The sequence below is a fragment of the Scytonema sp. UIC 10036 genome, from assembly GCF_009725235.1.
On record NZ_WJFC01000208.1, the window covers coordinates 1 to 23,534 of the forward strand.

General features: G+C 41.7%; 21 protein-coding genes and 2 pseudogenes. 9 read left to right on the forward strand and 14 right to left on the reverse strand.

The window, feature by feature from the left end; translation table 11 throughout:
• The 11 genes and pseudogenes from F7734_RS50510 to F7734_RS50555 form a co-directional block, all read right to left on the reverse strand.
• Positions 1-189, reverse strand: a pseudogene (locus tag F7734_RS50510) (hypothetical protein); the annotation flags it as partial.
• Between the two features lie 502 nt (positions 190-691).
• Positions 692-2,752 carry a protelomerase family protein gene (locus tag F7734_RS50515; RefSeq protein WP_155751844.1) on the reverse strand — a complete coding sequence of 687 codons (2,061 nt, stop codon included), beginning with the start codon at positions 2,750-2,752 and terminating at the stop codon, positions 692-694.
• Between the two features lie 128 nt (positions 2,753-2,880).
• Entirely contained in the window at positions 2,881-3,156 is a 276-nt protein-coding gene (locus tag F7734_RS50520; RefSeq protein ID WP_155751845.1) for a hypothetical protein, read from the reverse strand.
• Between the two features lie 20 nt (positions 3,157-3,176).
• On the reverse strand, positions 3,177-4,130 hold the full coding sequence (locus tag F7734_RS50525; protein WP_155751846.1) for a ParM/StbA family protein: 954 nt from the start codon (positions 4,128-4,130) through the stop codon (positions 3,177-3,179).
• A gap of 345 nt (positions 4,131-4,475) precedes the next feature.
• Positions 4,476-4,598, reverse strand: coding sequence for a hypothetical protein (locus tag F7734_RS65810; RefSeq protein WP_279239855.1), 123 nt, complete (start codon positions 4,596-4,598; stop codon positions 4,476-4,478).
• A 95-nt stretch (positions 4,599-4,693) separates the two neighbouring features.
• Positions 4,694-6,970 (reverse strand): hypothetical protein, encoded by a 2,277-nt coding sequence (locus F7734_RS50530; protein WP_155751847.1) that lies wholly within the window; start codon positions 6,968-6,970, stop codon positions 4,694-4,696.
• 52 nt (positions 6,971-7,022) lie between these two features.
• Positions 7,023-7,877 carry a hypothetical protein gene (locus tag F7734_RS50535; RefSeq protein WP_155751848.1) on the reverse strand — a complete coding sequence of 285 codons (855 nt, stop codon included), beginning with the start codon at positions 7,875-7,877 and terminating at the stop codon, positions 7,023-7,025.
• Positions 7,878-8,023: 146 nt separating this feature from the next.
• Positions 8,024-8,476, reverse strand: coding sequence for a hypothetical protein (locus F7734_RS50540; RefSeq protein ID WP_155751849.1), 453 nt, complete (start codon positions 8,474-8,476; stop codon positions 8,024-8,026).
• An 11-nt stretch (positions 8,477-8,487) separates the two neighbouring features.
• Entirely contained in the window at positions 8,488-8,772 is a 285-nt protein-coding gene (locus F7734_RS50545; RefSeq protein WP_155751850.1) for a hypothetical protein, read from the reverse strand.
• 12 nt (positions 8,773-8,784) lie between these two features.
• On the reverse strand, positions 8,785-9,366 hold the full coding sequence (locus tag F7734_RS50550) for a hypothetical protein (protein ID WP_155751851.1): 582 nt from the start codon (positions 9,364-9,366) through the stop codon (positions 8,785-8,787).
• Positions 9,366-9,533 (reverse strand): hypothetical protein, encoded by a 168-nt coding sequence (locus F7734_RS50555; RefSeq protein ID WP_155751852.1) that lies wholly within the window; start codon positions 9,531-9,533, stop codon positions 9,366-9,368. The genes F7734_RS50550 and F7734_RS50555 overlap by 1 nt, the downstream gene beginning before the upstream one ends.
• A gap of 159 nt (positions 9,534-9,692) precedes the next feature.
• Between F7734_RS50555 and F7734_RS61380 the strand changes: the two genes are divergently transcribed.
• From F7734_RS61380 to F7734_RS50580, 6 genes are all read left to right on the forward strand, one after another.
• Entirely contained in the window at positions 9,693-9,863 is a 171-nt protein-coding gene (locus F7734_RS61380) for a hypothetical protein (RefSeq protein WP_166482662.1), read from the forward strand.
• Positions 9,856-10,176, forward strand: coding sequence for a hypothetical protein (locus tag F7734_RS50560; protein ID WP_155751853.1), 321 nt, complete (start codon positions 9,856-9,858; stop codon positions 10,174-10,176). Before F7734_RS61380 ends, F7734_RS50560 begins: the two co-directional genes overlap by 8 nt.
• A gap of 53 nt (positions 10,177-10,229) precedes the next feature.
• Positions 10,230-10,925, forward strand: coding sequence for a tyrosine-type recombinase/integrase (locus tag F7734_RS50565; protein WP_155751854.1), 696 nt, complete (start codon positions 10,230-10,232; stop codon positions 10,923-10,925).
• A 107-nt stretch (positions 10,926-11,032) separates the two neighbouring features.
• Complete coding sequence (locus F7734_RS50570) at positions 11,033-11,980, forward strand: hypothetical protein (RefSeq protein WP_155751855.1); 948 nt, start codon at positions 11,033-11,035, stop codon at positions 11,978-11,980.
• A gap of 394 nt (positions 11,981-12,374) precedes the next feature.
• Positions 12,375-12,539, forward strand: a complete 165-nt coding sequence (locus F7734_RS50575; RefSeq protein ID WP_155751856.1) for a hypothetical protein — start codon at positions 12,375-12,377, stop codon at positions 12,537-12,539.
• The gene (locus F7734_RS50580; protein ID WP_155751857.1) at positions 12,536-16,414 is read left to right on the forward strand and encodes a hypothetical protein; all 3,879 of its coding nucleotides are present in this window, start codon (positions 12,536-12,538) and stop codon (positions 16,412-16,414) included. The genes F7734_RS50575 and F7734_RS50580 overlap by 4 nt, the downstream gene beginning before the upstream one ends.
• A gap of 143 nt (positions 16,415-16,557) precedes the next feature.
• On the opposite strand, the gene F7734_RS50585 is transcribed toward F7734_RS50580, so the two are convergent.
• A complete protein-coding gene (locus F7734_RS50585; RefSeq protein WP_155751858.1) occupies positions 16,558-17,328 on the reverse strand; it encodes a helix-turn-helix domain-containing protein in 771 nt (256 codons plus the stop codon).
• Positions 17,329-18,099: 771 nt separating this feature from the next.
• Entirely contained in the window at positions 18,100-19,413 is a 1,314-nt protein-coding gene (locus F7734_RS50590; protein WP_155751862.1) for an IS4 family transposase, read from the reverse strand.
• A 164-nt stretch (positions 19,414-19,577) separates the two neighbouring features.
• Between F7734_RS50590 and F7734_RS62580 the strand changes: the two genes are divergently transcribed.
• Both F7734_RS62580 and F7734_RS50600 read left to right on the forward strand, forming a co-directional pair.
• Positions 19,578-19,988, forward strand: a complete 411-nt coding sequence (locus F7734_RS62580) for a hypothetical protein (RefSeq protein WP_207714404.1) — start codon at positions 19,578-19,580, stop codon at positions 19,986-19,988.
• Positions 19,989-20,276: 288 nt separating this feature from the next.
• Entirely contained in the window at positions 20,277-20,894 is a 618-nt protein-coding gene (locus tag F7734_RS50600) for a DUF4145 domain-containing protein (protein WP_155751860.1), read from the forward strand.
• Between the two features lie 108 nt (positions 20,895-21,002).
• Here F7734_RS50600 and F7734_RS50605 read toward each other — a convergent pair whose 3' ends face one another.
• Positions 21,003-21,140, reverse strand: coding sequence for a hypothetical protein (locus F7734_RS50605; protein WP_155751861.1), 138 nt, complete (start codon positions 21,138-21,140; stop codon positions 21,003-21,005).
• A 464-nt stretch (positions 21,141-21,604) separates the two neighbouring features.
• On the opposite strand from F7734_RS50605, the pseudogene F7734_RS50610 reads away from it, so the two are divergent.
• Positions 21,605-23,534, forward strand: a pseudogene (locus tag F7734_RS50610) (hypothetical protein); the annotation flags it as partial.

The window sequence follows — 23,534 nt, forward strand, 5'->3', positions numbered from 1 at the left end:
GGAGTATATGTGCTTATCCTGCAAGAATCGCTTGTATGGAGTTGTAGATAGAAATAACTGCTCCCTATGATTGGCTCGGCGCAATCCCTCGGAAATTTCCCGTACCTCTTCATCGAGCCGTAACCTTGAGCTGCTTGCAGGATTGGCTGTCAGAATCAAAATGGTTTTGACACCGATTGTGTCGTTCATAAAAAAGCAATCGAGATGGTGGTACGGGCTTACGCTTTGATCAAGTCAATAAAATATCATCGCAGAAAAAACTTGAACATTAGCAAAGCTTTTACTTTTTTTATAGATAAAACTTCATCAACTTATGCAGCAGTTTCAGGCGCTCGATACTTTTATCTTTGAATTGGGTAAGCAATCGACTCTCGATGACCAACACTAACCCCAATAACTGTGTTTACTCTCCCAATTTCTGAAAAATTTGAGAGAGTAACTGTAATTTGTGCGCTCAACAAGTTGCACAATAAAAAAGCCCGTAGTGTTAGCACCACCGGCGGTAGCATTGTCATCAGTTGTTAGTTATTGGTTGTTGCCGTGTCATTGTCTTCATCTCCTTCATCGACTGCTTAACTGGTTATAAATTAGCTATAACAAGTTATGAATATTTCCGCTAATTCATAACTTGTTATTGATTGGTTTTACCCAGATATTTTTGTAAGAACGAAGGAGAGAATCTATGAATCTGCTAAATCTTTACTACTTCATTATTTTCATTAAGGTGATAGACCGCGACAACTTTACCCCGCTCCTTAGTAGCGACTGTCCAGCCGGGATTTTGCTTAAGAGCGTGCTCAATATCCATCAATGAGGCTTCCGTAGCTTTTAAAGTGATGGTTTTATCTTGAGGTGGCTGAGTAGCAGTGACAGGTTTTTCCTCTGACTTGCCTGATTTCATTGCTTGCCCGTCTAAGAACTTATCGCTGATTAGCTGGAGCAGTTCTGTAATCCGTTCGCTTCCATGCCGTTTGTTGTAGTAAGTCTCAATTTTGCCAGGGTCTTTCGAGTTGCCCATACCGTGCTTGGTATTATGAGACACAACCTCATCCGCGTGAGCTTTTATCCAATCGCCAACAACCATGCCGTTCGCTCCCGATAGTTCCCGAAGTGCTTGATTAGTAACAGCTAGGCGGTCGTTGTCTCCAGTTGCCATCGTATCATTGTAAGTTGCGATCGCGAGAAACGACCGTCGAACTTTTTCTTCAGCGCTCCCTTTAGCCTTGCTCTCCCAAAGCTCTTTGTCGCTGAAGTCTTCCCAATTGGTAATGGACTTTGCTTGCTCCGCTGGCTCTGTGGTTTTTATCTGTGGTATGGATGTGGGTGTAGGTGTGGTATTGACTTGCATTCCTTGCAATTCTTCTCTAATTATTGCTTGAATCATTTCTCTTAAATCTTGATTGGTTGCTTGTGGCTGTGGCTGTGGCTGTGGCTGTGGCTCTGGTTGTAGTTCTGGTTGTAATTGCATAGCAGATATTTCCTCTTTTAGCTTGATAATTTGGTCGTTAGCTTGATTTAAACGGCTAGAAGCAACAGCCAGTTCTTCTTTGAGGCGATCGCATTGACTTTTTGCTTCCAGAACTTCCTTGGTTGCATTCTCGTAAAAGTTCAACAAGTGACTAACAACGGACTGCTGGTTGGTTAATCCCAACTTGGATTGCAAGTTTTTAATTAACTCAAAATCTCCCTCAGTAACTCTTACCGAAACTGCTTTTTCCTTCTGCGGTGCGATCGGGTAAGGGACTGGCTTTGTAACGTAATAATCTGAATAGCCCAGAGTAGTAACGATGTGGTTCAAGTCTCTATCGGACGGCTTATCATTTGGTGCAATATGACCCAAAAAACGACCAAATGCCAGCATTTTAGAACCAATGGAACCAGGATAGTCACGTTCAACAATCAAGGCAGCACAAGCAGCACGTAAAGCTTTGTTGTTGTTCTGGTCATCTCCTGAGCGCAGTTCTAGTGCTGGATTTTCGGCGTATTTATCTCCGAAATATTCCTTGACAACACGTCTGAGCGATTGACCACGACGGTTGTCTATGGCTCTGTTTTGTGCTGCTAGGTCGTTCGGGAATTCGTTGGCGACTTCTTGAAGAAGTGATTTGGTGGAAGGCTCTTTACGTAAGCGATTTAGACATTTGATTATGTATTCTCCAGGGTAAAGCACACCAATTTCAAAGCTGGTATCTTGACCGCGCTTCTTGCCCTGACCGGAGAACATCACCTTATAAGCTTGCCCCTCAACTGGGAAAAATTTAGCACGAGCTAAAATTTCGTGTGGTCGTCTACCAGTTGCGGCAATTAACCCAACAGCTAATTCGTGAGGGTCTTCACTTTCTAGCAAGCGCCCGGTAACTTCCAGATATTTATCTGGATCGATTTCTTGTCCTTCGTTGGATAGGCGGTCAGTTACTCGCGTGGTTTGGTTGCGATCGTTCCACTGCTCTTGAGTCAAGCCACAAAGCTCCAGGCACAAATGCTTGATTGTAGTACCCGTAACATTTCCGTTTTCGTCGTGCTTTGGCACAATAACAGCGTTTTGTCCAGGAACCAAGTTAGTAATTGACTTGAATTTTTTGTAGAACCCAGCACGACTCAGGACAGTACCTAGAGAGTCGCTGCTATAACTGGTTTGAGTGTTTAACCAGATGTTGAACTGTTCGCAATGTGGCTCGATCTCCTCACGGCTCATCAGGTCTTTTGTGGCTTCAAACAGTTCATTTACCTTGTCTTGCAGTACTTTAGACATATAACATTCCTCTAATTTCATAACTGGTTACATCCTAACTTAACCTGTTATAGATGTCAATAACCAGTTATGATTTTTATGACTTAACCAGTTAAAGGGGATACAAGTAATTGCTTCCCCTTCTGTAACTACTCAAATTCAGATAAATCGACTGAAATTTCTGACTGGCTTAAAGGCTTCGTTTCTTCGGCTTTTTTCACTTCTGGCTGAGCTTTTGGTTGGGGGATAGCTGAGGGGATTACCTGTGCTTGTATTCCTTTTTGTTGTACTCGGTAGTTGTCGATTATCCAATACAGAGTACTTAAAAAACTTTTCTCCAGTCTTTCGCCTTCAGCCCTGATGTACTCTGCATACTCCGTGCGAATACGAACTTGTTCCGATCCATCTTTTCCCTTCGTCATCATGATTACCTGCTTAGTATTTACTATTCGTTTACATAGTATCCACGCTTTTTGGCGGTAATCAAAGCCAGTTGGTAAAGACCTCTGGCATTAGCCATCTCTGGTCTGTCAGTAATAGGTTCAAACTTTTTACTGGTGAGAACATTGGCAAAACCTGGAAGTGCCACACCGCCACCAATGCAGATAATTCTGTAGCCGTCTTTATGTAGCTCAAATGCAATCTTCCCTAATTCGCTCAAACCTTCATTCCACCAAAGTTTGAGGCAATCTTTGTAGATTGGCGCGATCGCAACGCCATCTACTTTCATTTCCCCTCGCTCCAGGGAACGCCGAATCATTTCTTCATCCCCTGGATACCCTCCATTTACTACCTTCATTTCTTGTGAGATGAGCTTGATTAGCTTCTGGACACCGTAATGCTTAGTAATTGACTCCCCTGGCTTACCTTTTTGGTATGGGGTCAAGATGGTCGTACCAGTCCCAAAATCAAGAGTCGCGCAATTGTCTGAGATGTTGTACACTGCCCCGAATCCTTCAGGTACGACCATCAGCACTTCAGTTGTCAGTTTGAGTTTTTTACCAGCTAGCGTAAGTTCTCTGTCAAGCCCTAAGTTTTGCTTGATTTGGTCTTTGTGAGTAGCATAAGCGTGACTTGAAACTACTACACGGCTAATTAATTCTTTGGGTAAGTCGGTGTGATGGGCTAAAGCTCCTAAATATAAGGTTTCGATACTGTCAACCTTGGCATTGCGATCGTCCACAGTTCTCCGAATGAACTTCTGGGACAATAGAGCAGATTTGCCAACTGTGTAGCTAGTCCCATCGAACAGAACTGAACCGAGAGCGTCAATCTGGTAATCATCTGTTCTGTACGAGGGAATGCGTTCGTCCAGCCCATCACCGGAGATTTTGATATTGCCGTTACCCACATCAAGCCCGAAGTAGAAATTGGTTTTTGGTCGTCCTGGTTTGGTCATTGTTGTTGCCTCTTGTGCTTAGTATTTACTATGCAAACCTGTCTGTATTGTATTCACTCTCTATTTACTATGCAATCACTATGCTATTTGAAAGGCTTATGGTGGTCTAAAATGCCAGAAGTTCAGCTTAGTGTTTACTATGCAAGTGCATATTACGGTAAAAATGTTAAGAAGTGTCCACAGATTTTTTACTAACACTTTCATTTAACGAATTTCCTAACAGTAATCTAAAGTGCGTAATTCCTAACATAAACTTTTTGATAATTTACTATTAACAAATATTTTTCTTTTTTAATAATAGTAATTGTTAGATATCTACAAGCCATGCTAGAGCCATTCTGATAATTAACTAACAAAAAATCCAGATTGATTGCTTACCTCTGTCCCAAATGTCACAGATGTCAGCCTACCCCCTATAGGAAAATGTCCGGGACGCGTCAACAACGGAAAATCAATACTTCTAGCCATTGTTGTGACTTGACTGTGACGCGTGTCCGGACGCAGTAGTCACCCAGTAATTTAGCGTCTCATCTCCTATAAACGCTAAATTACTGTTAGTTAATCTACTTTTTAGAATTTTTTAGCCAAGTCTTACCGCAAGATGGATTTTGGCATAGCCACCGCTCGCCCTTAGAGCGAAAGTCATCAGAACCGCAATGTGGACACTTTATAACTGGCTTAACAATTTCCGTTGCAACCTCTTTTTCTACCTCATCCAAAATATTAGAAATTAAGCCCTTTTGAGTATTTGTACTCACTTTCGCCTCTTTTTCGCCCATCACTTCCCAGTAGTCGTAACTGTCAAAATCGGGTAACTGGATGAACTTAGGTTGACCTGATAGAGGTACTGCTAACGCAAATCTGTAAGCTGTCGGATCGGTGAAGATGTCCAATCCCAAGTCTTCATTCTTCTTGTCGCAGTACTCTTGAATCTTGGCGTTCTGCTCAAGTAGTTTGGTTTTCTGTTCGGCAGTAATGGTTGTCGCCTTATTTATCCACACGCCAGCATTTGCCCCGATGTGAAGCTGGACAGCACTATTCCAATCAGACCAACTCATTCCTGGTATGGTCGAAGCATCTGCGGACTGACCGATGTATATTGCCCCTATACTCTGGTGAGAAGCTTGCTTAAGAGAGTAAGTTACTTTGTCCTTGAAGTAGTAGTACCCATTCTTCTCCCTCTCCTGTGCGATCGTAGAATCCACTTCGTCAAAAATATAAAGCACAAAGGGATGATTGCCTGGAGATTTAGTACGTTGGTCTAACTTAGAGCAAAGTTCAGCCATGCCCGTTACATTGTCCTCATGGCTAGTCCCTGCTTTTGGCATATCCCAATAATCTTTCTTTGACCCGTGTTGAGGGTCATACAATTTAATTTCACCCTGACCGTTGCGGGACTTCATGATTGCTAATGCAAGGTTTTTGGCTGTGGGAGACTTGCCCCCGGTACTACCTGCTGTAATTCGTATGCGCTCCCAGTTCTTAACGTAGCTCTCAAAACGTTCCACTGGTACCCAGAGTTTATCTATATCATTTTTGGCGTGCTCCTTCTTAACTGGCTTGCGTAGGGTCACATCAAGCGTTACGGTTGAATGCTGATAATTGAAAGTGAACTTAGGCAATGTACCTTGTAGAGCATTAGTGAATGCTGCTAGTTGTTCCTGGGTGTTGTGAGGTAATAATTCCGTTTCTGTTAGTCCAGGATTTTTACGCGTTGCAAAGAGAATACTGTACCCTGTCTCATTTTCAATCCAATTAATCACATCGAGCTTATAGCCATAGTTTTCAAAGTAATAATTGGCAATTCTATTAGCAGCTAGCGCATAATCAGAAGCGCCTATTGCTAACAGGGGCTTTTGCAATTCCTTATTTTCATTTTGCAAGTTCTCTACTTCTTTGGTTAAATCGTCAATCACCAAATTGCGCTTCTCCAATAAATCTAGTAGTTGCGCGTGGATAGAATTATTATGCAGCAGTAAGTTTTCATATTTCTCTGTGATTTGCGCGTCCACCTCATCTAATCCCTCTTTGTGTCGGGCAATAGCAATATCCAAAGGCATTGAGTTTTTCAGAGATTCTTTAAGCCCTTTATTCTCTTGCTGACTTGACTTAAGTAATGAATTTCTCCACCTAACCTTCATCCCCAGAAAACTGTTATCAAATTCAAAGATAAAATCTAGAACCGTTTGAAAATCTTTGATGTCTAACTGTTTAATTTCCTCCATAGCTTGAAACATTTCATCTTTCAGTTCACGTACATCTTTGAGCCTTTGCTTTATAGCTGGACTATCAACCAGTTTCATGAGGTCTTTTTCAATTAATACAAGCTGGTTGTACCTCAGTAAGAAAAACTTTCTGGTGTGGTTTCTAGAATCTTCTAAAAACTCTTCAACTCGCTTGTCTCTTTCACTAACAATTCCCTGTAGCTCACCAATTCTTAAATCTTTTTCAGCAACAATTCTGAGAAACTGCTCTGACTTTTCATTGAGTTGAGACTTGAGATTGCTAATCTGTTCTGTGTACCTGCCTTCTTGAGTCTCAAGAACTTTGATACTGCTTTTCAGATTGTCGATAGATATTTTTAAATCTGTTAATTCTCTGTTTTTAGATTGCTCAATACCATAAATCTTGTCAGCAGTTTCTTTCTCTAATGATTGATGCTTTTCGCTGTAAGCAATTCCCAAGCCAGCACATACTAAAGCTGAAGTAGTGCCAGCCACACCAACAGTTAAAGCCAAGCTTTTGGTAAAACCTTCTGAGTTCCAAGCTTGAATTAAACCAGTAATACCGAGTAGGGTGCTTCCAACAAACACCCCATAATAGATATGATTAAATCTCATGATGACCTACTTTTAATTACAAATTAGAGGGGAGTTTCACCCCTCTTTTTACTTAGAATCCAGCTGCAAATTTGGCTACAGCTTCTTGCTTAATCTTCTCTTTCTCATATGCGATATTTTGAATTTCGTACTTAACTTTCTCGTTCTGTTCACGAAGCTTGTCAACCTTAAGTTGTTCTTGTTCTCGAATCAATTCTGTCTGGTTTTGAGTGCCTTCAGTACGAATATTCTGTTGAACCAAAAGTTCACGGTCTTGATTAAGCTTGCTGATTTCAGTGTCGCGAGAAACAATTGAACGGTGATATGTGATCGCTTTTTTCTCATTGTCGATACGTGCTGTTTTGCCATCAATCAGCAATCCAATTAAGCGTTGTTGCTCAAGGTCGAGTGTCGCTAAATCCTGCTTAAGTTTGGTATTGTTAATCGCTACGCCAACAAAATTTCTCTGTCGAGCGATCGTGATATTTCGCTTGATTGCTTCACCTGAATCTAGCTGAGGTACAGATTCATCTATTTCTGCATCTGCTTTAGAGAGAATGCCGGCTGTGTCAACAGAGCCATTACTTAGGCTCGAAGGATTGTAGTCAATGGACCCGTTAACTGTGGCTGTAACTTTGTTGGCAACACCTTGAGCAGCTGCACCAACAGCGCCCTTAACAGCCTCACCGACCGCACCCACCACAGGGGAAACGACCTGTCCGGCTTGTTGCAGTTTTTCTTTTAAGTTGTTTCTCGCGGCTTCATCAACAGATGCTACCTCAGGGCTAGATTCAAAAGCGGATGTTGCTTCTGGGGATTGTACGGCTTCTGTTTCAGTGACCAACCTTTTCGATCCGGTCAGTCCACCACGTACACCTCTTTTTGAATTTTCAAGATTTGCACCTGTGAGTGTTCCTTTTCTTGGCATAATATTCTCATCCTTTGTGTTATCAGTCGTGTTTACAGAGGGTGTTGAAGTCGGGGAAATTTTGCGATTCTGCCCGACTCTCAACCTAGAACGCGATATCAAGTAGGTAAGATATCGTAAGTGTTGCGATCGAGAGAGCAAGGATTTTAAGGGGTAACATCAGGTTCCCGAAAAAATTGATTAACGAAATAGGTGACTGACCGTGCATAACCACAAAATTGTGTAAGCGCGTTGCCACAAGCGAAGGATACAGGGTAGGAGCTTACTACAATCAGCAGAATAAAAGCCAAAGACCCATTCAATATTTGGTTTATTTGTGCTGGCATGGTTAAGTTTAGTTTCGCCTCTTCAAGCTTGCGTAGTTCAGCGTCGTGTTTGATTTCTTCAAGTGTTTGAATAGCACCAGTAAGATTCAGAATTTTTTGCTGATTGGGATTAGACAAACGCACTTCACAATACAGATCGCGTTTTAACATTTTCAGCTTTTCTTCATCGCTAATCAAACCTAGCGCTGTACTTTCTTCATTCCAATCGCGATGTCTTACAATCATTGCATCGATTTTATTCAAAGCATCAGCAAAAATTTCGTTGATTCCCATGATTGTTTCTCCTATTTAACTTGAACTTGATTTCTTACTTGAAAATACAAGCCATCTAGTAACTCAATGATGTTTTGAAGGCTTGCATCTTGCTCCACTGAGCTAACAGCTTCCCAATCTTCAGATGAACGTACTTGTAGCAAATCGTCAACCAGAAGCACAAGTTTATGCACTACTTTATTTTTGCTTGAGCCGTTTGTAGTCGTTAAGGCGATTACATTTTGTTTTAGTTTTGCAGCACGTGTCATGGCTTTTACTGTGTTTCTTTGCTGTTGTATTCTTTCTAGTTCGTTCATGAAACTATCTCCTTATGCTGCTTGCAATTCTTGTTGACGTGGTTTGAATGTGACAACCTTATTTCGTTGTTCCTTGAGGTAAGAAATAGCATTCAGATAATTCTCCTGACCTTTGCGGCTTGATGTCAGCTTCCATTGAATGAGTGAAGCCGCCATTGCATACTTTGTACTTCCAGCAAAAGTACGCACTGATTTACAAAGCTGTTTAAGTTCCGCACCCTTCATTGAGTCAGCGAGCGCCTGGATGTCATCACCAGACATGTAGTCCTTAAGAATCTGTCTGACTCGTGCTGCATTCTTAAGTCGTTCAAGACACTTAGCCTTAGTACCAGAGTAGGGAATACCCATGACCTGACATAGGGCTGAGAGATATTTGCCTGGAAGGATATTGAGTTGCGCGTCTGACCATTCCCAACTAGCTATACCAAGCATCTTTTTAAAAACCGATCCTGGATGCAAGTGTTTAACAGGGATGTCCCCAAACTTTTGAACTCTGGCATCTATGAGTGATTGCAACTCGGACTTCTTAAGACCCGATAACCGGATCAGCTTTAGGGATTTTGCTTGTTCGCGTAACTGGGTAAGGGTAGGCATTACTGGTCCCTCATCTGGTTGGAAACTTGCGTCTCGAAAACCAGCTTTTCCAAATAGCTCGCGATCGCATGAGTGCTGGCATCTGCAGGTAACGAGTACATTTGCTTAATTTTTTCCACAGCAGGATAGCTCAGACTGAGTCTCAGCGATTTGTAGGATTTCGACATATTCGTAACTGGCTGAACGCTTGTTGGCGGTTTTTGGTTTATGGTGCTATAGTAACAACTGGTGCGTCACCTTGTCAACTAAGAGCAAGTAAATACCATTGAAAGCAAGAAAAAGCGATAATAACGTACAAGTGACATTTATATGAACACCTGTATGCTATGCCATCTCAAAAACCCCGCATAACTTTGCGGTTAGACGAAACAGATATTAATAACCTAGAGGAGTGGTCTAAAGAAGAATTTTTAACTGTGCCTCAACTAGCAAGAGTGATTGTCAAAAAAGCCATAGCAGAATGGCAAGCAAACAAAAAGGAACTCAAAAATGACTAACACCCCAGAACAACCCAGCAGGTTAGACCGGATTGAGGCGATTCTTGAGCGAGTAGCGAACCAGCAACAAACCAATACAGCAGCAATTGCTCAGTTGACGACCAAAGTTGAGCAAAACACCACTGCCATAGCAGAACTCCGGAACGAACTGCAAGAGAGCATCAGCCATCTTGTAGGGGTGATTGGAGATTTTGTAGAAGAAGCTCACAACGACCGGGAGCAAGCTAAAACTGACCGCCAAGCGTGGCAAGCTGAGATTCAACGAATTTGGGAATACTTGCTGCGGCAGTCGGGGAACGGAAGGAACCCATAGTTAGGGACGAAAGTTGACAGAAAAGCTTGAAAGCACGTTTGTGGTCTACCGACATGAAAATCAATCGACACGGGAGGGCTAAAGTTTTGACACAGGAAGAAATTCAGCTGCTTTTCAATTCGGGGCTTCAGTCTGACCGTGACCGAGCTTTATTCGGTGTCTGCCTGTATACTGCGTGTCGGATTGACGAAGCTTGCACCTTGAACACTGCCGATGTTTACGATGGGAGAATGCGTGTACGTGGAGAAATCATCTTCCGCAGACACAACACTAAGGGAAAATTGGCTGCTAGGGCTATCCCAGTGATTGATGAGCTAAGGTCACTGCTGCTTCAGTACAAACCTACTACTCGCCAAGGATTTCTCTTTCCCGGTCGTCACAACAGAGGGCATATCAACTCGGATTCGGCAGCCCGGATATTGAGAGAGGCGTGCTATAGCCTTGGCTTAGAAGGTGTTTCTACTCACAGTTTTCGCCGTAGCGCTTTAACCCAGATGAGCAATGCTGGCATCCCGTTGCGGGTCATTCAGGAGATTTCGGGACACAGAAACTTGGAAGAACTACAGAAGTACTTAGAAGTTCGACCGGACCAGGTACGGGGTGCGGTTTCGGCTTTGTCTATGCTGTCTCATGTTGGGGATAGCTACGTCGTCAAATCAATCTTTGACGACGTAGACTCTACCCCCGATACAGAAACGATTTCCACCCAAGAAGCTAGCGCCGATCCGCGCAAACATCAAAGGTCATAAGCCATGCTAAAAAAAGAATCACGGTTCAGGGTGCGATCGTATCCCCGATAATGCAACAAATTTTAATGACAATTCAACGGCTTTCAGCGATTTAACTTGCAGCAACAATGGGAGGGCAGATGAAAGCGATCGCCTTAAAAAAGAATAATACTTCAATTCAATTGCAGGAAATAGACCGAAAAATGCAAAAAGGTGCGTTTATAACAGAAATCGACAATCATCTATTCAATCACTGTGTAAACACTTCTTATGGCTCTGCACTAATAGCAAAGATTGTTCTCCCAATAGGTGAAGACTCAATAACATTTAAGTCACCCGCGCTGCGAAGCCAATTACAGTTACAGATATTGCGTCATCCAAAAAAAACGGTTCCTTTTTGGGCAATACAGCCTAGCAGATTAAATAGAATTCCAACAGAAGATGATTCAAGGGAACCGCTACGACTCATGCTTACCCCCTATACTCTTCTACCAAAGAAATTAAATAAATTTCAAGCACAGCAACTAAGTCAACTAGAATTTCTCTTAAAATACGCTGCCGCCTACATAATCAGAAAACGCTATAGAGAAAACTTCTGTTCATTGCCTACTGTTGATAACAGGTCAAAACCTTTTTGTGATGCTTGGGCAGACCGTTGGTATCGAATATTGAATCTTTGCTCATTGGGCATGGACTTCCTAAGCGATCGCGAACGAGAAAAAATTCCAAAATCCTGGAACTGGCTTGATATTCTTGTGCAAGAGCATCGCCGGACACAATTACTTGAACTTAGCGCAGATGAAAATCCGATAGTGCCGAAATACGAACAAGCCAATTATTGGGATACATATGCCGATTATTTAAGAAAACGCAAAGTCCCACCTAGTATTAACTCAAAAGAACACCCAAGTTTGTTTCGCTTACTGGATATCAGCACACAAACGATAGGAGAGGCTCTGACAGATTACATTGATTCGATAGAACGTTTCGCACAACAAATCAGAGAAAATTCAATGGTAACTTCTGTTGGTTTTAGCAGCAAGGGGCTTATTCTTCGCGAACGGAGAGGAAAATGAAAAACTAAGATTTTTAAAGAGACACGTATAAAACGTGAGTATTCACGAGATTCCAAACAAAAATTGAGCTTATTTGACATTTGTTGACGGTTTGAAAGCCCCCCACTTGGACGCCTTGCCCTGCAAGGGCTACAGAGGTTTTTATCACAAACCTCGTTTTTAGGGGATGTAGGCTCATAAATGACAGTAAATTAGCAATAAAAACGGGCGCAGTCTTTAGCTTGGGCAGTAGCTCTGTTTACGAACCACCAAAGAATGGCTAAAACCATTCACCGCTGCGGTGACTGACACCCAGCAAAAGACTAATAAAATTTCACTTCTATCGTAAACGAGTTACGAAGTAAAACCAACTATAAAAGCTAAAAGCTGCCCCCAATAATTTGGAGGACAGCCGATGATTTTTTTAAATTTTTATGTTGACGACATTTTACCAAAACTCGGTAGTTTAATCAAGGAAAAACACCTCACAGAAACGCTGGAAGCGCTCGAATGCCTTGGATACTACGGTGATAGCTCAGTAGCTCTGTTAATTTACCTCCAACAGGAGGTCGGATTATGAGCTATGTTCCTACCCGGCACGGGAATCCATGCGTTCACTGTGGCGACATCGGGGGAAATTGTCGGACACACAGAAGCCGCGAGATGCATTTGTGTGTTTCCCTGGCTGGTTCCTTGAAAGGGGAGAAAAGCCAGGGATACGTAGTGATTGGGGATACAAGTGATGGCAGATGGGCGCAATTGCTACCCGATACCGAGGGTCTGTCCGAAGAAGCCAAGCGGGAAAATGAAACTAAGCGTCTACAAGAAAAGCAGTTGTGGCAAAAAACACAGCAGGTTGAACACAGAGAGCGCCAAGAGAAGGCACTGTCAGCTAGCGATCGGCACCAGTTTTACTCACAAATTCTCAGTCAGTTGACTTTTGACCATGCGACCTTAGCTGACCTGCGCCGTCGTGGTCTTTCTGAAGAAGAAATTTTAGGGAGTGACTTTAAGTCGGTTCACAAGTGGCAGGAGATAACCGGACCTTTTCCCCCCAACTTACCGGGCATTAGTAAAAATGGAAATGCTTTAATAGTCCCCGGTGATGGCTATCTACTCCCAGTTCGCAATGTGAATGGGGAGATTTGCGGTCTCCAGTTAAGACTGCATACCCCAATCGACAACAACCGCTATCGGTGGTTATCTTCAGCAGATTATCCGGTCAATACTCAAGAATTTGGTGAATTACCTTTGGCGGTTTATATCCCAAAGGAATTAAAAAATTTCAGCATCCAACTTGTCGAAGGGACAGGACTGAAACCATTCTTAGCAGCTGAGAGGACAGGCATGGTAACCATTGGCGCTAGTGGTGGCAACCATACTAGCAGCCCAGAAACGCTTAAGAAAACAATCAACGAACTACAAGAGGCATTATGTCAAATCGCTCAAGAAAATGGTATAGCCTTAGTCACGCCGAATCTACAAACAGGCGTCAAATTGAAGAAATCAAAAGAGCAATTATCAGCCAATGGGAAACAGTCGGAAGCGGAAGAAACCCAGACAAGGCACGTATCAGAATCCGTAAATATCCAAAATCATTACTTGCCATCGCGGCTAAGGAACTCGCTGGCGAACACCCAGAACTTAAAGACTATAACATCTACTTTCTGTAGCATCATTATCACTCCAGATGCGGGTTTTGCTCTTAACCCATCCGTCATCAAAACACTATTGAGAACGATAAGTTGGCTGAAAGAGAATTTTAAAGAAAACCCAATTTATGTTCACGACTGGAATCAAATTCATAAGAGCCAAGGTGATATTGATGAGTTAAATGATTTCTCTATTGTTCGCTGTTTGAGGCTTGAATCTTTCCAGAAGAAATACAAAGAAGTCGTTGATTTTGAGAAAGGATTTGCTAACAAGCGCTATCAAGAATGGGCAGAGAGTAGAGTCAAGTTAACTGCTGATATTATTCAACATGAAAAGTGGCTTACCATTCCAGATGGCATACAAAATGACTGCGATATCTTGCTGATAAGAAAAGCTTTAGGTGGTGGGAAGACTCAAGCTTTAATCAACTTCTTAAAAGGAAAAGATATAGATTCATCGGGTGCTGTTGCTCTGCTTGTTGGGTATAGGAACACTCTTTTGAATAACACAATTGAAAGAGCTAATCAGCTTGGTCTACCAGCAATGCATATTAAGGATGCAAGAGAATTGGTAGACAAAACTGTTGTTAATTTCGCGGCTGATGATTCTATCAAGCTCTGGGGTGGATGCGCCGACAGTTTCTTTAAATTCGATGCAGTTATAAGCCACAATCCCAATTACTTTTTAATCCACGATGAAATCTGCTCTGTCTTAGGACATTTGAAAGGGGGAGGAACTCTAAAAGGTCGCCAACAGCAAGCGATAAAATGGGATGTTGAGACAATTAGAAATTCTAAATTCTGCATCATGATGGATGCCAATCTTTCTGACAAAGAGGTAGATTTTATCCGACAAATATTTCCTGAGAAACGTATTAAAGTTCTTGATAGCACTTCTCCTGCTACTCCCCGAAAATTCATCTTTTTAGAGACGGAAACAAGCCAAAAAGATTTCACGGTACTACCAAAATATCTGCCATCTCAACTGATGGAAAAAGCCAAGGCAGCAAATCGGGTGCTTTGGCTTTCTGATTCTCAGAGAAGTTGCGAGATAGCTGATGAAATCCTCACTAAACATGGACACAAACATTTCCGATTGGATGGAAAGACCAGCCATGATGAGATAGCAGCACAATTTCAAAAAGCTCCAGTACAATTTATTACGACTGAAAACCTTGATTCAGTTAGCATTTCTCCCAGTGGGGAAAGCGGATTATCAATTGACCTCTACGATTATTTTGATATTGTTTGTCTTGACATTCGCGGGACAGTTAGCGTTAATACCTTAACCCAGTTGTCAGCTCGATTAAGAGATACAAATGTACTAATTTATGTGGCTTGTCCCGAATTCGTGAACATGACTAGCGACCCTTGCCCCTACGCATCAAAGCGAGTAGCAGAAGTTCTTAACCAGCGACTTGATATGCTTCTGGCTAAAGCAATGGAAATTGATGAGGAGTTGGTAAACAGCCAATTTGTGGTGGATATGTTCAGTGAGATGGGCGAAAAGTTTTCCACCGACCCCTGGTTTACCGAGAGCCTAAAAGATGCTAAAGAATTGAAGTACGAGCACTCAAATCTGAAACTGACACTCAAGACCGCGCTGTCCCAGGCAGGACACAGGGTAATTGACCTAGCAGAGGTAGCAAGTGAGGAACAGCACGAGGAGATACTAGAAACTAGGGAGCTCGTTAAGCGTCGGGAAGCGTCAAAGATTTTTAACTCCCAGGACATTGACTGGGAGCGAGCGCAGGAACTTTCCAAAAAAGATGTTGATTACGAGACAAAATGTCAAATTCGCAAGGCACGTTTAAAACACCAGTTGCCTGGAATTGAGGAGACTCCAAGCTGGAGCGCCGACCTTGTATATACTCTGCTGCTTGACCAGCCAAAATTTTTGGACGAGCGATGGCGACTGAAACAACTTGAGGATGAAGAGCTATTTAAATCGATTTTCAAAGTTGAAAAGCAGTACAGTTTTGAAAATGGATTTGCTCCCACAGATATTTGGAAGTCCACCAGCACAAAAATAGAGGCGCTCAAATTACTGGGAGTAGGGAAAATTATTGAGACTGGCTTGTTCTCCTCACAAGATGACTGGTTACAGGAGATTATCAATCAATATTATGAGAACGACGACTGGTTCAACTTAATTGGCATACCCAAGGCGAAGCGATCTCTCAACGAGGATGGCAGCTTTAAGAATTTGCAATATATCAAGAAAATGGTGGACAGGTTCCTAGAATATTTCGGGCTGGAGTGCAAGCAAAGTGCAAAAACTCGCAGTAGCCGCTCATACACCATAACAACGCCAGAAGCACTAGAAGATTACCTTCCAGATATTGACCAATGTCTCAATACCAGGGCTAAAGCAATTCTTGAGTCAGCTCAAAAGTTATCGCTTAGAGAAGCATCTGACAGAGCAGAGGAGAAGCAGAGGCAACAACAGGAGTGGGAGGAGAAACACCAAACTGAGCTTAACAAGCGGATGCTAGAAAATCAGCTAAAGCGGAGTGACTCCGCCCGTGGCACTTCTCCCATTCTTTTATATAAACCAAAAGCGGAAGTGCCACACACCGAGGTATATAATATGACTGATACTGAGATGGACGAGTGGAATCAGCCAGAAACCATTGCCGATGTCGTTCAATGGTTGGGAAGCTGTGAAAGTCCAGAAATGTTAGCCGAGTTGCGATCGTGTAATGTACCGCCTGAAATTTTGAAGCTAGCAAGTCGGCAACTCCCTAAAGAGAAGCGCGACCAGATACGAGAGTGGGTTCTATCAGCTCTGACCCCAGATTAGCCACGCGATCGCAACAAGATGGTCGCCGCCGTGAACACCCATTGAGGTTCGTAAAACTTTCTGACGACAATCCTGCGACAATGAAGTAAAAAAAATTAAAAAACATGACCTCGACGCTAGCAAATGGCGGCAAATGTTAGCATTCAACAATCGTAACCACGCGCTCGTAAAGCTGCCAGTGCTTTTTGGTAGGTTTGGTAATCTTCTATAAAATCCTCATCACATTGAAAAAAGTTGAGAAAATGTTCTAGATCGAAGTCGTCAGTTAACTCGTTTGGAAGGCGTTTGTAGTCCGCGAAATACTCACACACGTTATCGTTATAGTCGATAATTTTTTGTTTCGCTGCTTTTTGTTCTCTTTCTCGCTCTTCCTCTAATTTCTGTTGAGCAAGCACCACTTTCTGTGGTTTGACGGTTGCTGATGATTTTTCAAGATCTACAATTTGCAAATCCGCATCGCAAGACAAAGCGACCTGATAAAAAACTGACCGTCGTTCCTTATCGTCCAATCCAACCCACCGTGCGACCATCTCAGCGGCTTTTAATCTGTCAGTTGGTTTCACATCCACATTCGTCAAACACTCTTCTACTGTCGCGATCGCACTTTCAGTCAAATTCAATAAGCGAATCGCCAGTCGGCTGCTTAAACTGAGGTCTAGAGTTTGATTTGGTTCAATGTTTGCGACTTTTTCCAAGACAGATATTGTTGGCGACACAGCAGCGACATTATTCGTCGTTTCCTCCTGAGAAGTTTCATTTTTTCCAATAATCACTATGCCTGTTTGCTCAAATTCGGAAAACCATCGCTGGACTGTTCTCCGGCTTACTCCGCATCGCCGTGCGACTTCATCGGTCAGCTTATTTTCCTGGTACAGCTTCAAGGCAAGCGCTTTAGCGTTCTTGTTACTTTTCATTCGTGGTTATTGTCGTTCTGTACAGACTATTGTCGCAAATATCACCGCCGTGTCGTTTCTTTGTTGTTTCTTTGTCGCTCAGTACCGAGTCTTGTGCTATAAGCGTAGTTTTTGTAGCAATTGGCAGACGTAGAATTCTGTCGGTTAACTAATTATGTCTCAAAATTATTTTCATCCTTTACATGAAAAAACACCTGTGGGGCAAGATGTCGTCAAATATGAATATGACGACATTTACCGAGAGTGGGTTTTACTAAGAAATGATTAGTTTAACTGTACTCTTGGTTCAAAACCCAGTACCTGACAAAAATTTCTTGTAGTCCAAGTTCCACTGAAATGTGTTGACTTATGTAACAAAAGTTTCTGATATCTATCTTGTGTCATAGTAGTTTATATTTCTTCGGAATAAAACAATATCAATCGTTTAGATGATGTACTAAAAAACAATGTCTGTCATTAAGGTGAGGTCGTTGAAAAATAATGAGGTTAGATTAGATTACAGAAAGGAAACAATTTTCATTTACATTTCCTTGAGGTAATTATGGGAGCTATTGGTACAGCATTACATCTTTTTGGCTTATCTACTCCATTTGGTTGGGGTGTAGTAGGTGCAACCACAGTAGGATTAATTTTATATAGGTGTACTCGCAAATAGTAAATATTAAAAAATTTTTTTAGTTAAATGACCTGTACTTGTAATTTTGATAGTACAGGTCACTTTGTTTTATACCTTGTATGTCTCACTACAAGTTCATTTGTCACAAGTTAAGGCTACAAGGCAGTTGTCAAGGAGATTTTAGAAGATGCTTGAAAGAAAAACTCCTTGGAGCCTCGTTGTTGTTCTGGGAAAGGTGCGACAATTAACTTAACATTTGGTTTTCGTTTTCGTTTAACAATACCTAAATCTTGATTTTCTGGAGCTGCAAAATATTCAACTGGGTCTGTTGCTTGCCCTTTTTGATGAGCAACATAAAAATGATAAAGACCGCGATAAATCATTTCTAAAGAAATGGAGTCAAAGGGTAACTCTAGCTCGTCAGCGACAGCATCGCCTAAATCTACCAACACAGCGTAAAACAACCAAGTCCCCCAAATCTGTAGTTGAATTCCATTAATAGAACCGGTCCATAGATAACTTAAATCCAAGAGTCTTTTGACAGTATTAAAAGCATCTTCAATCCGCCACCGTCTTCGATATAAATCAGCTACAACGTAGGGAGGTAAAATAGTTGGGTCTAGTACGCTTGTTAAATATGAATGCCAAGTTTTTCCTGAATGAATTTCGATGAGACGTAAAGTGACAAATGGGGTCTTCTTCGTGCCAGATCCCAGTTTTATTAAACGGTCACGCAGAGAATAGCTGTCTGTAAATACCCGCTCAACCTTAATGGCAGCCCCTTTCTTAAGTCTAGTAATAAAATGAACTTCTTGTTCAATTAATTGAAGCCAGAAGCTAAAATGGTAAAATCCTCTATCCAGTAACAACAAAGTTTTGACTGGGACTAAATTTAAAATATTTTCTTCCAGTTTTGTATCAGAAGCTCTGGGATTTTCTTGAAACCAAATTTCTACAGGTAATCTAGTCATTAAATCAATGACTGTTGCCATTTTCCCTGCTAATTGCCCAGTAGGGACATCTTCTAAGCTTTTGAGCTTACAAAACAACGCCTCTAAAGTTGAACTATCTATTATCCAAATTTGGGAAAATTTGGTTAAAGTAAACTGAATACTTTCAGGTATTGGTCGTTTATTTCTACTGTGCCAAGCCGTTATCAAACTGGGTAATAAATTTTTAAAGACTTGCTCAAATAGTTCTGCAGGAAAACTTAAAAATCGTTGCGAGAGTGCTTGTTGAGTAACGATTGTGGGTTTGCACCATAAAAAACCTTCTCGTGCTAACATTCTTGTTAGCTCCGTGACTCCCGCCACATCTCGCCATAGTAAGGTTAACACTGCTGCAACCATTAATGGTAAGTTGAGAATTCTGCTTCTTAATCCCAGGTTACGGTAGTAGTTTTCTTGACTTGTGATTGCTGGTGTAAGTAATGCGGACAGTTGCTCTGCAATGACTTCGTCTTCTACCATCGGTCTCTGAGTCTTTTTGGCGTGGTCTCGGTTAGTTTTTCGGTTGCCGCTCATGGTAGCTCACACAATCCCTTAATTACTGATAAGCGTCTGAGTTTCACATGATTTCTCCTCAAGGCAAATATTACTTGAAAGCATATTAATAATGATAATCGCAACAAGAGGTGGAGAGGCAGCCTGAGGCTGCCTCTCCACCTCCCTCCCCTTATTTGATTATCATTCCTTTAAAAGAATTTTCTACATTTAGACGTATTGACAAAATACACTTGTTTTTAACTTGTTACCAATGCCCAGCAAACGTGTATAGTGAAGACTTTGAAGAGCTATCCGATTTTGAGATGGCTAGACAAATGTTACGCGATATGGCTCTCAGTTCTGGTGGTGGCAATCCCGCAGTTACAAGAGCTGCTAGCTCTCTGCTAAAAATTGTTGAGATGGAGGCAGAACTACCGAAATCTCTACTTTCTGGGCAAAAAGAGGAATCGCTGGAAGTTGTCCGCAAAGAAGTAAGCCAGATGACTCCAGACGAACTTATGGCAGAGTACAAAAGTATTATTGCTGGTAATTACAAATAGCTCTGGCAAAAAAAACAGGGAATGAGGTAAAAAGACGACACCCAATCACGGCAAAGATGCAGTGTGTTGGGCGTTCTGTTGAATCAATGAATTAAGTTAGTTCACACGTGGACACTCTTCAGAGTACAGGAACTTCAGTTCCATTTACCTACGCTGAAGGGTTTCAGTTTCGTGGAGTTGGAGATTTATCAAGTGACCAAAGTCATTTTAGGAGAGAATTGAGAAAACCTTAAGTCTTTTGAAAAAAAATCCTCCCTCTATTATGCAACGCCATATCACTATTTAGGAATGAAATCAACAGTCTTTGGTCTTGATATCACAGCACCAACTTGTATTCACAAAGAGCCAACAGATGGTACTCACATCTATGAGTTCATTATTCCGACTCTACCAGCCTTTGCAATCGAATATTACACACTACAATATGGAGCCATGTCCTGCTTTCCAAGCAAGGCTGACTCAATTGAGAATGACAAACTAATTATTCATTTAGAATATAATCTATCCAACTTGGATAGTAAATTAGTCATTCATTATTACGGCATTCGTGACTATAAACTTCTTTTTCCCTTCATCAATAACATTTCTTTACAAGAACGGTTAGGTCATTTTTATCGTGAAGCAGAAATTACGTTTGAAAATGGTTCATGGCTGTCTTTCATGCTAATGTGTGGAGCGATATTCGAGGGTATTTTGTTCGCAAAGTTGAAGCAGAATAAGTCCTTTAAAGACCTAATTGATGCTGCAAGCCAGCAAGGTCTTATTGATACACAGACTAAAACTATAATGACTAAAGTTCGAGAATATCGAAATCTAGTTCATGCAAATAGACATACTGAGACATACGTTTCTCAAATTGACGCAATGGATACCAGAGTCACGCTTGATAAACTTATAAAGGGGTAGTATTACGGAAGCTGCGAGCAAGCGCAGTCATTCAACATTGGAATGGACAATGTTGAATTAGTCACGAGTTAGGGTGCAAGCCACTGTTATAGACCTGCGTCACTTTTTCTAGCTTGTATTTCTTTGAGAGTTTGTTGCATCTCGTTTATAATTATCTGTTGCTGCTCTCATGCGTTGTAGGGCAGTTTGCAGGGCTGGTGGAATATTTGTGTGGTGCAACGGTGGACGCGCCCAATTTGCGTTCAAGCACTCTCCCGTACCAAATAGAACACAATAAGACAGGGATAGTACGGGGAAAAAAGTGAGGGAAAGTGAGGCAGAAAAATCAATTGACAGTTTAGCCCTCTAAGTCAGTTGTGGTAAGTGGTCTAGCCCGTCCCGCACTCAAGATTATCCTTATATAAAAATAAAAGTGCGGGACGAAAATATAAGCCAAGGCAAGTAGTGATTGTTATACACAGCCACGGTGGAGGGTAGGGATAGGGGACGGGTAGCCAGTCACATAACAGTGACACAGGGAAGGGGACACGGTGAGATGGTAGGGAGTAGGAGTGCGTTCTCAATGTTATTGAGTAATAATGCTTACTTTAAATGATTTCCTATGGCAAAGCTTTTATTGGTCTGCGTATGTTAACTAAGGTTTCGCCTATAGGAATATAGAGGAGAATTCTCCCAACTGAAGCAAGATTGTTTTAGAAACTACTACTTACATGAGTATTAATAACCGACAACGCTCGATCACTGAAGGGAACCGCGCATTAGAGTTATTTACCAATCGTGAAGGATTAGTCCGTGTTTTTGCTACGTATATCAATGATGACCCATCTCCAGAAAAAATCTTGTTTTTTCACGGTGATGGTGGAAATGGGAAATCACTGCTATTGAAATTTTTACTAACAAAATGTTGTAAGCGTTTCCTCTGGCATATTTGGCAGGAAGAACTCAAACCCAAAACTGATGTTGAGCTAGTAGAATACATGACTCAAAAAGCTGAGGACGGGAACTTTACCAAAGTGCCAGCGGTATTACATGATTTTGGGTTAAGATTACCTGGTGAAGAGCAACCCCAAGACCTCTTTTACGGGTTACTGATGCTACGCCGTAATATCGCCTCTAAAGCTCAAGAATTGGGGTACCGTTTGCGCTTTCCCCTCTATGACTTTGCGTGTGTTTGGTATTTGAAACAAAAAGGTAAGCTTTCAGCAGAAAAGCTCAAAGAACTGTTTCCTCAAGAAGAAATCGACTTTTTAGTTGAAATTGTTAATGCTTTAAGTGAGACCTCTTGGGGTGCTATTGGTAAAGCAGTTTTAGGTCTTTTTTCTAAACATTTGGGAGAACAACTTCTCTTGTACTTACAACAGCGAGGGCTGGAGCAGGAAGATGTTCAAGAGATCCAGAAAATGGATGTAGACAGGGAGTTGATTTTTGAATTGCCAAAACTGTTGGCACAAGGTTTAAATGCGGCGAAGTTTCAACCAAATGCACCAAAAAGGATAGTCCTTTTTTTTGATACTCATGAAGCATTTTGGAATGTGGAGGAACGAAGTGTTCTTCAAGGTGAGCGTTATTTTGCAGAAGATGAATGGTTCCGATATTTTCTGGCAGAATTGGAACTCTCATCTGGCATAGTAACAGTTGTTGCTGGAAGAGAATTACCGAAATGGCATCAATCTCATAATTTTCCCATTCCTCAAGATTACCTTGATACTCATTCTGTTTATCATCTATCACTAACTGACGCTAATAAATATTTACAATTAGCAGCAATTAAGGATGTGACTCAAAGACAAAGTATTATTAATTACTCGCTGGTTGCTTCAGGTCAGGTACATCCTTTTTTATTGGCTTTATGTACCGATGTTGTACTGCTTTCTGTACCATCTCAAGTGCTTCCTAAGTTTAATTTAACAACCAGCTTTCAGGAGAAAGCGTTTCAACTCATTGACCGCTTGCTCAGTTATGTAGAGCGAAAAATTGCTTATGCCGTTCATGCTCTGAGTGCTTGTCGGGCATTTAATTTTTCAATTTATGAACACTTAGGTCAGAAATTACGTTTTGACACTACCAAGCCCGCTTTCGATATTCTGACAGAGTTCTCTTTTGTATGGGAGGTACAGCAACGAGGTCAAAATTGGTATCGTATTCACGATTTGGTTCGACGTTTAGATTACGAATCAAATCGCGAAGACATTAAAGGAATTCATTGGGAAGCACATACGGAGTTAGAAACTTACTACCGTCAGATTGGAGAAGTGGCAGAAGCCATTTATCATGCTAATCGCTTAGATTGGCAACGGGGTGTGGATGAGTGGGTAAAAACATTTAACGAAGCTTTGGAGCAGAGTCACTATGAGCAATGCCGCAGTTTATTAGAAGTTAGAAATGAGTTAATTGTTCAAAGCAATTTTCAGTTAGGAAGAGTTTCATGTGCTGAAGGTGACTACTTTGCTATATTGTCTCAACATGAGCAGGCAGAACAGGAATATTTGGAAGCGATCTTTGCTTACGAGCAACAGCTGCACATCAGCCCCGATGATACTGACACTTATAACAACAAGGGGAATGCGCTACAAAGCTTAGCAGACCTACAGTCGAGCTTATCCCAGCACACCCAAGCACTCTCTAGCTACGAGCAAGCCA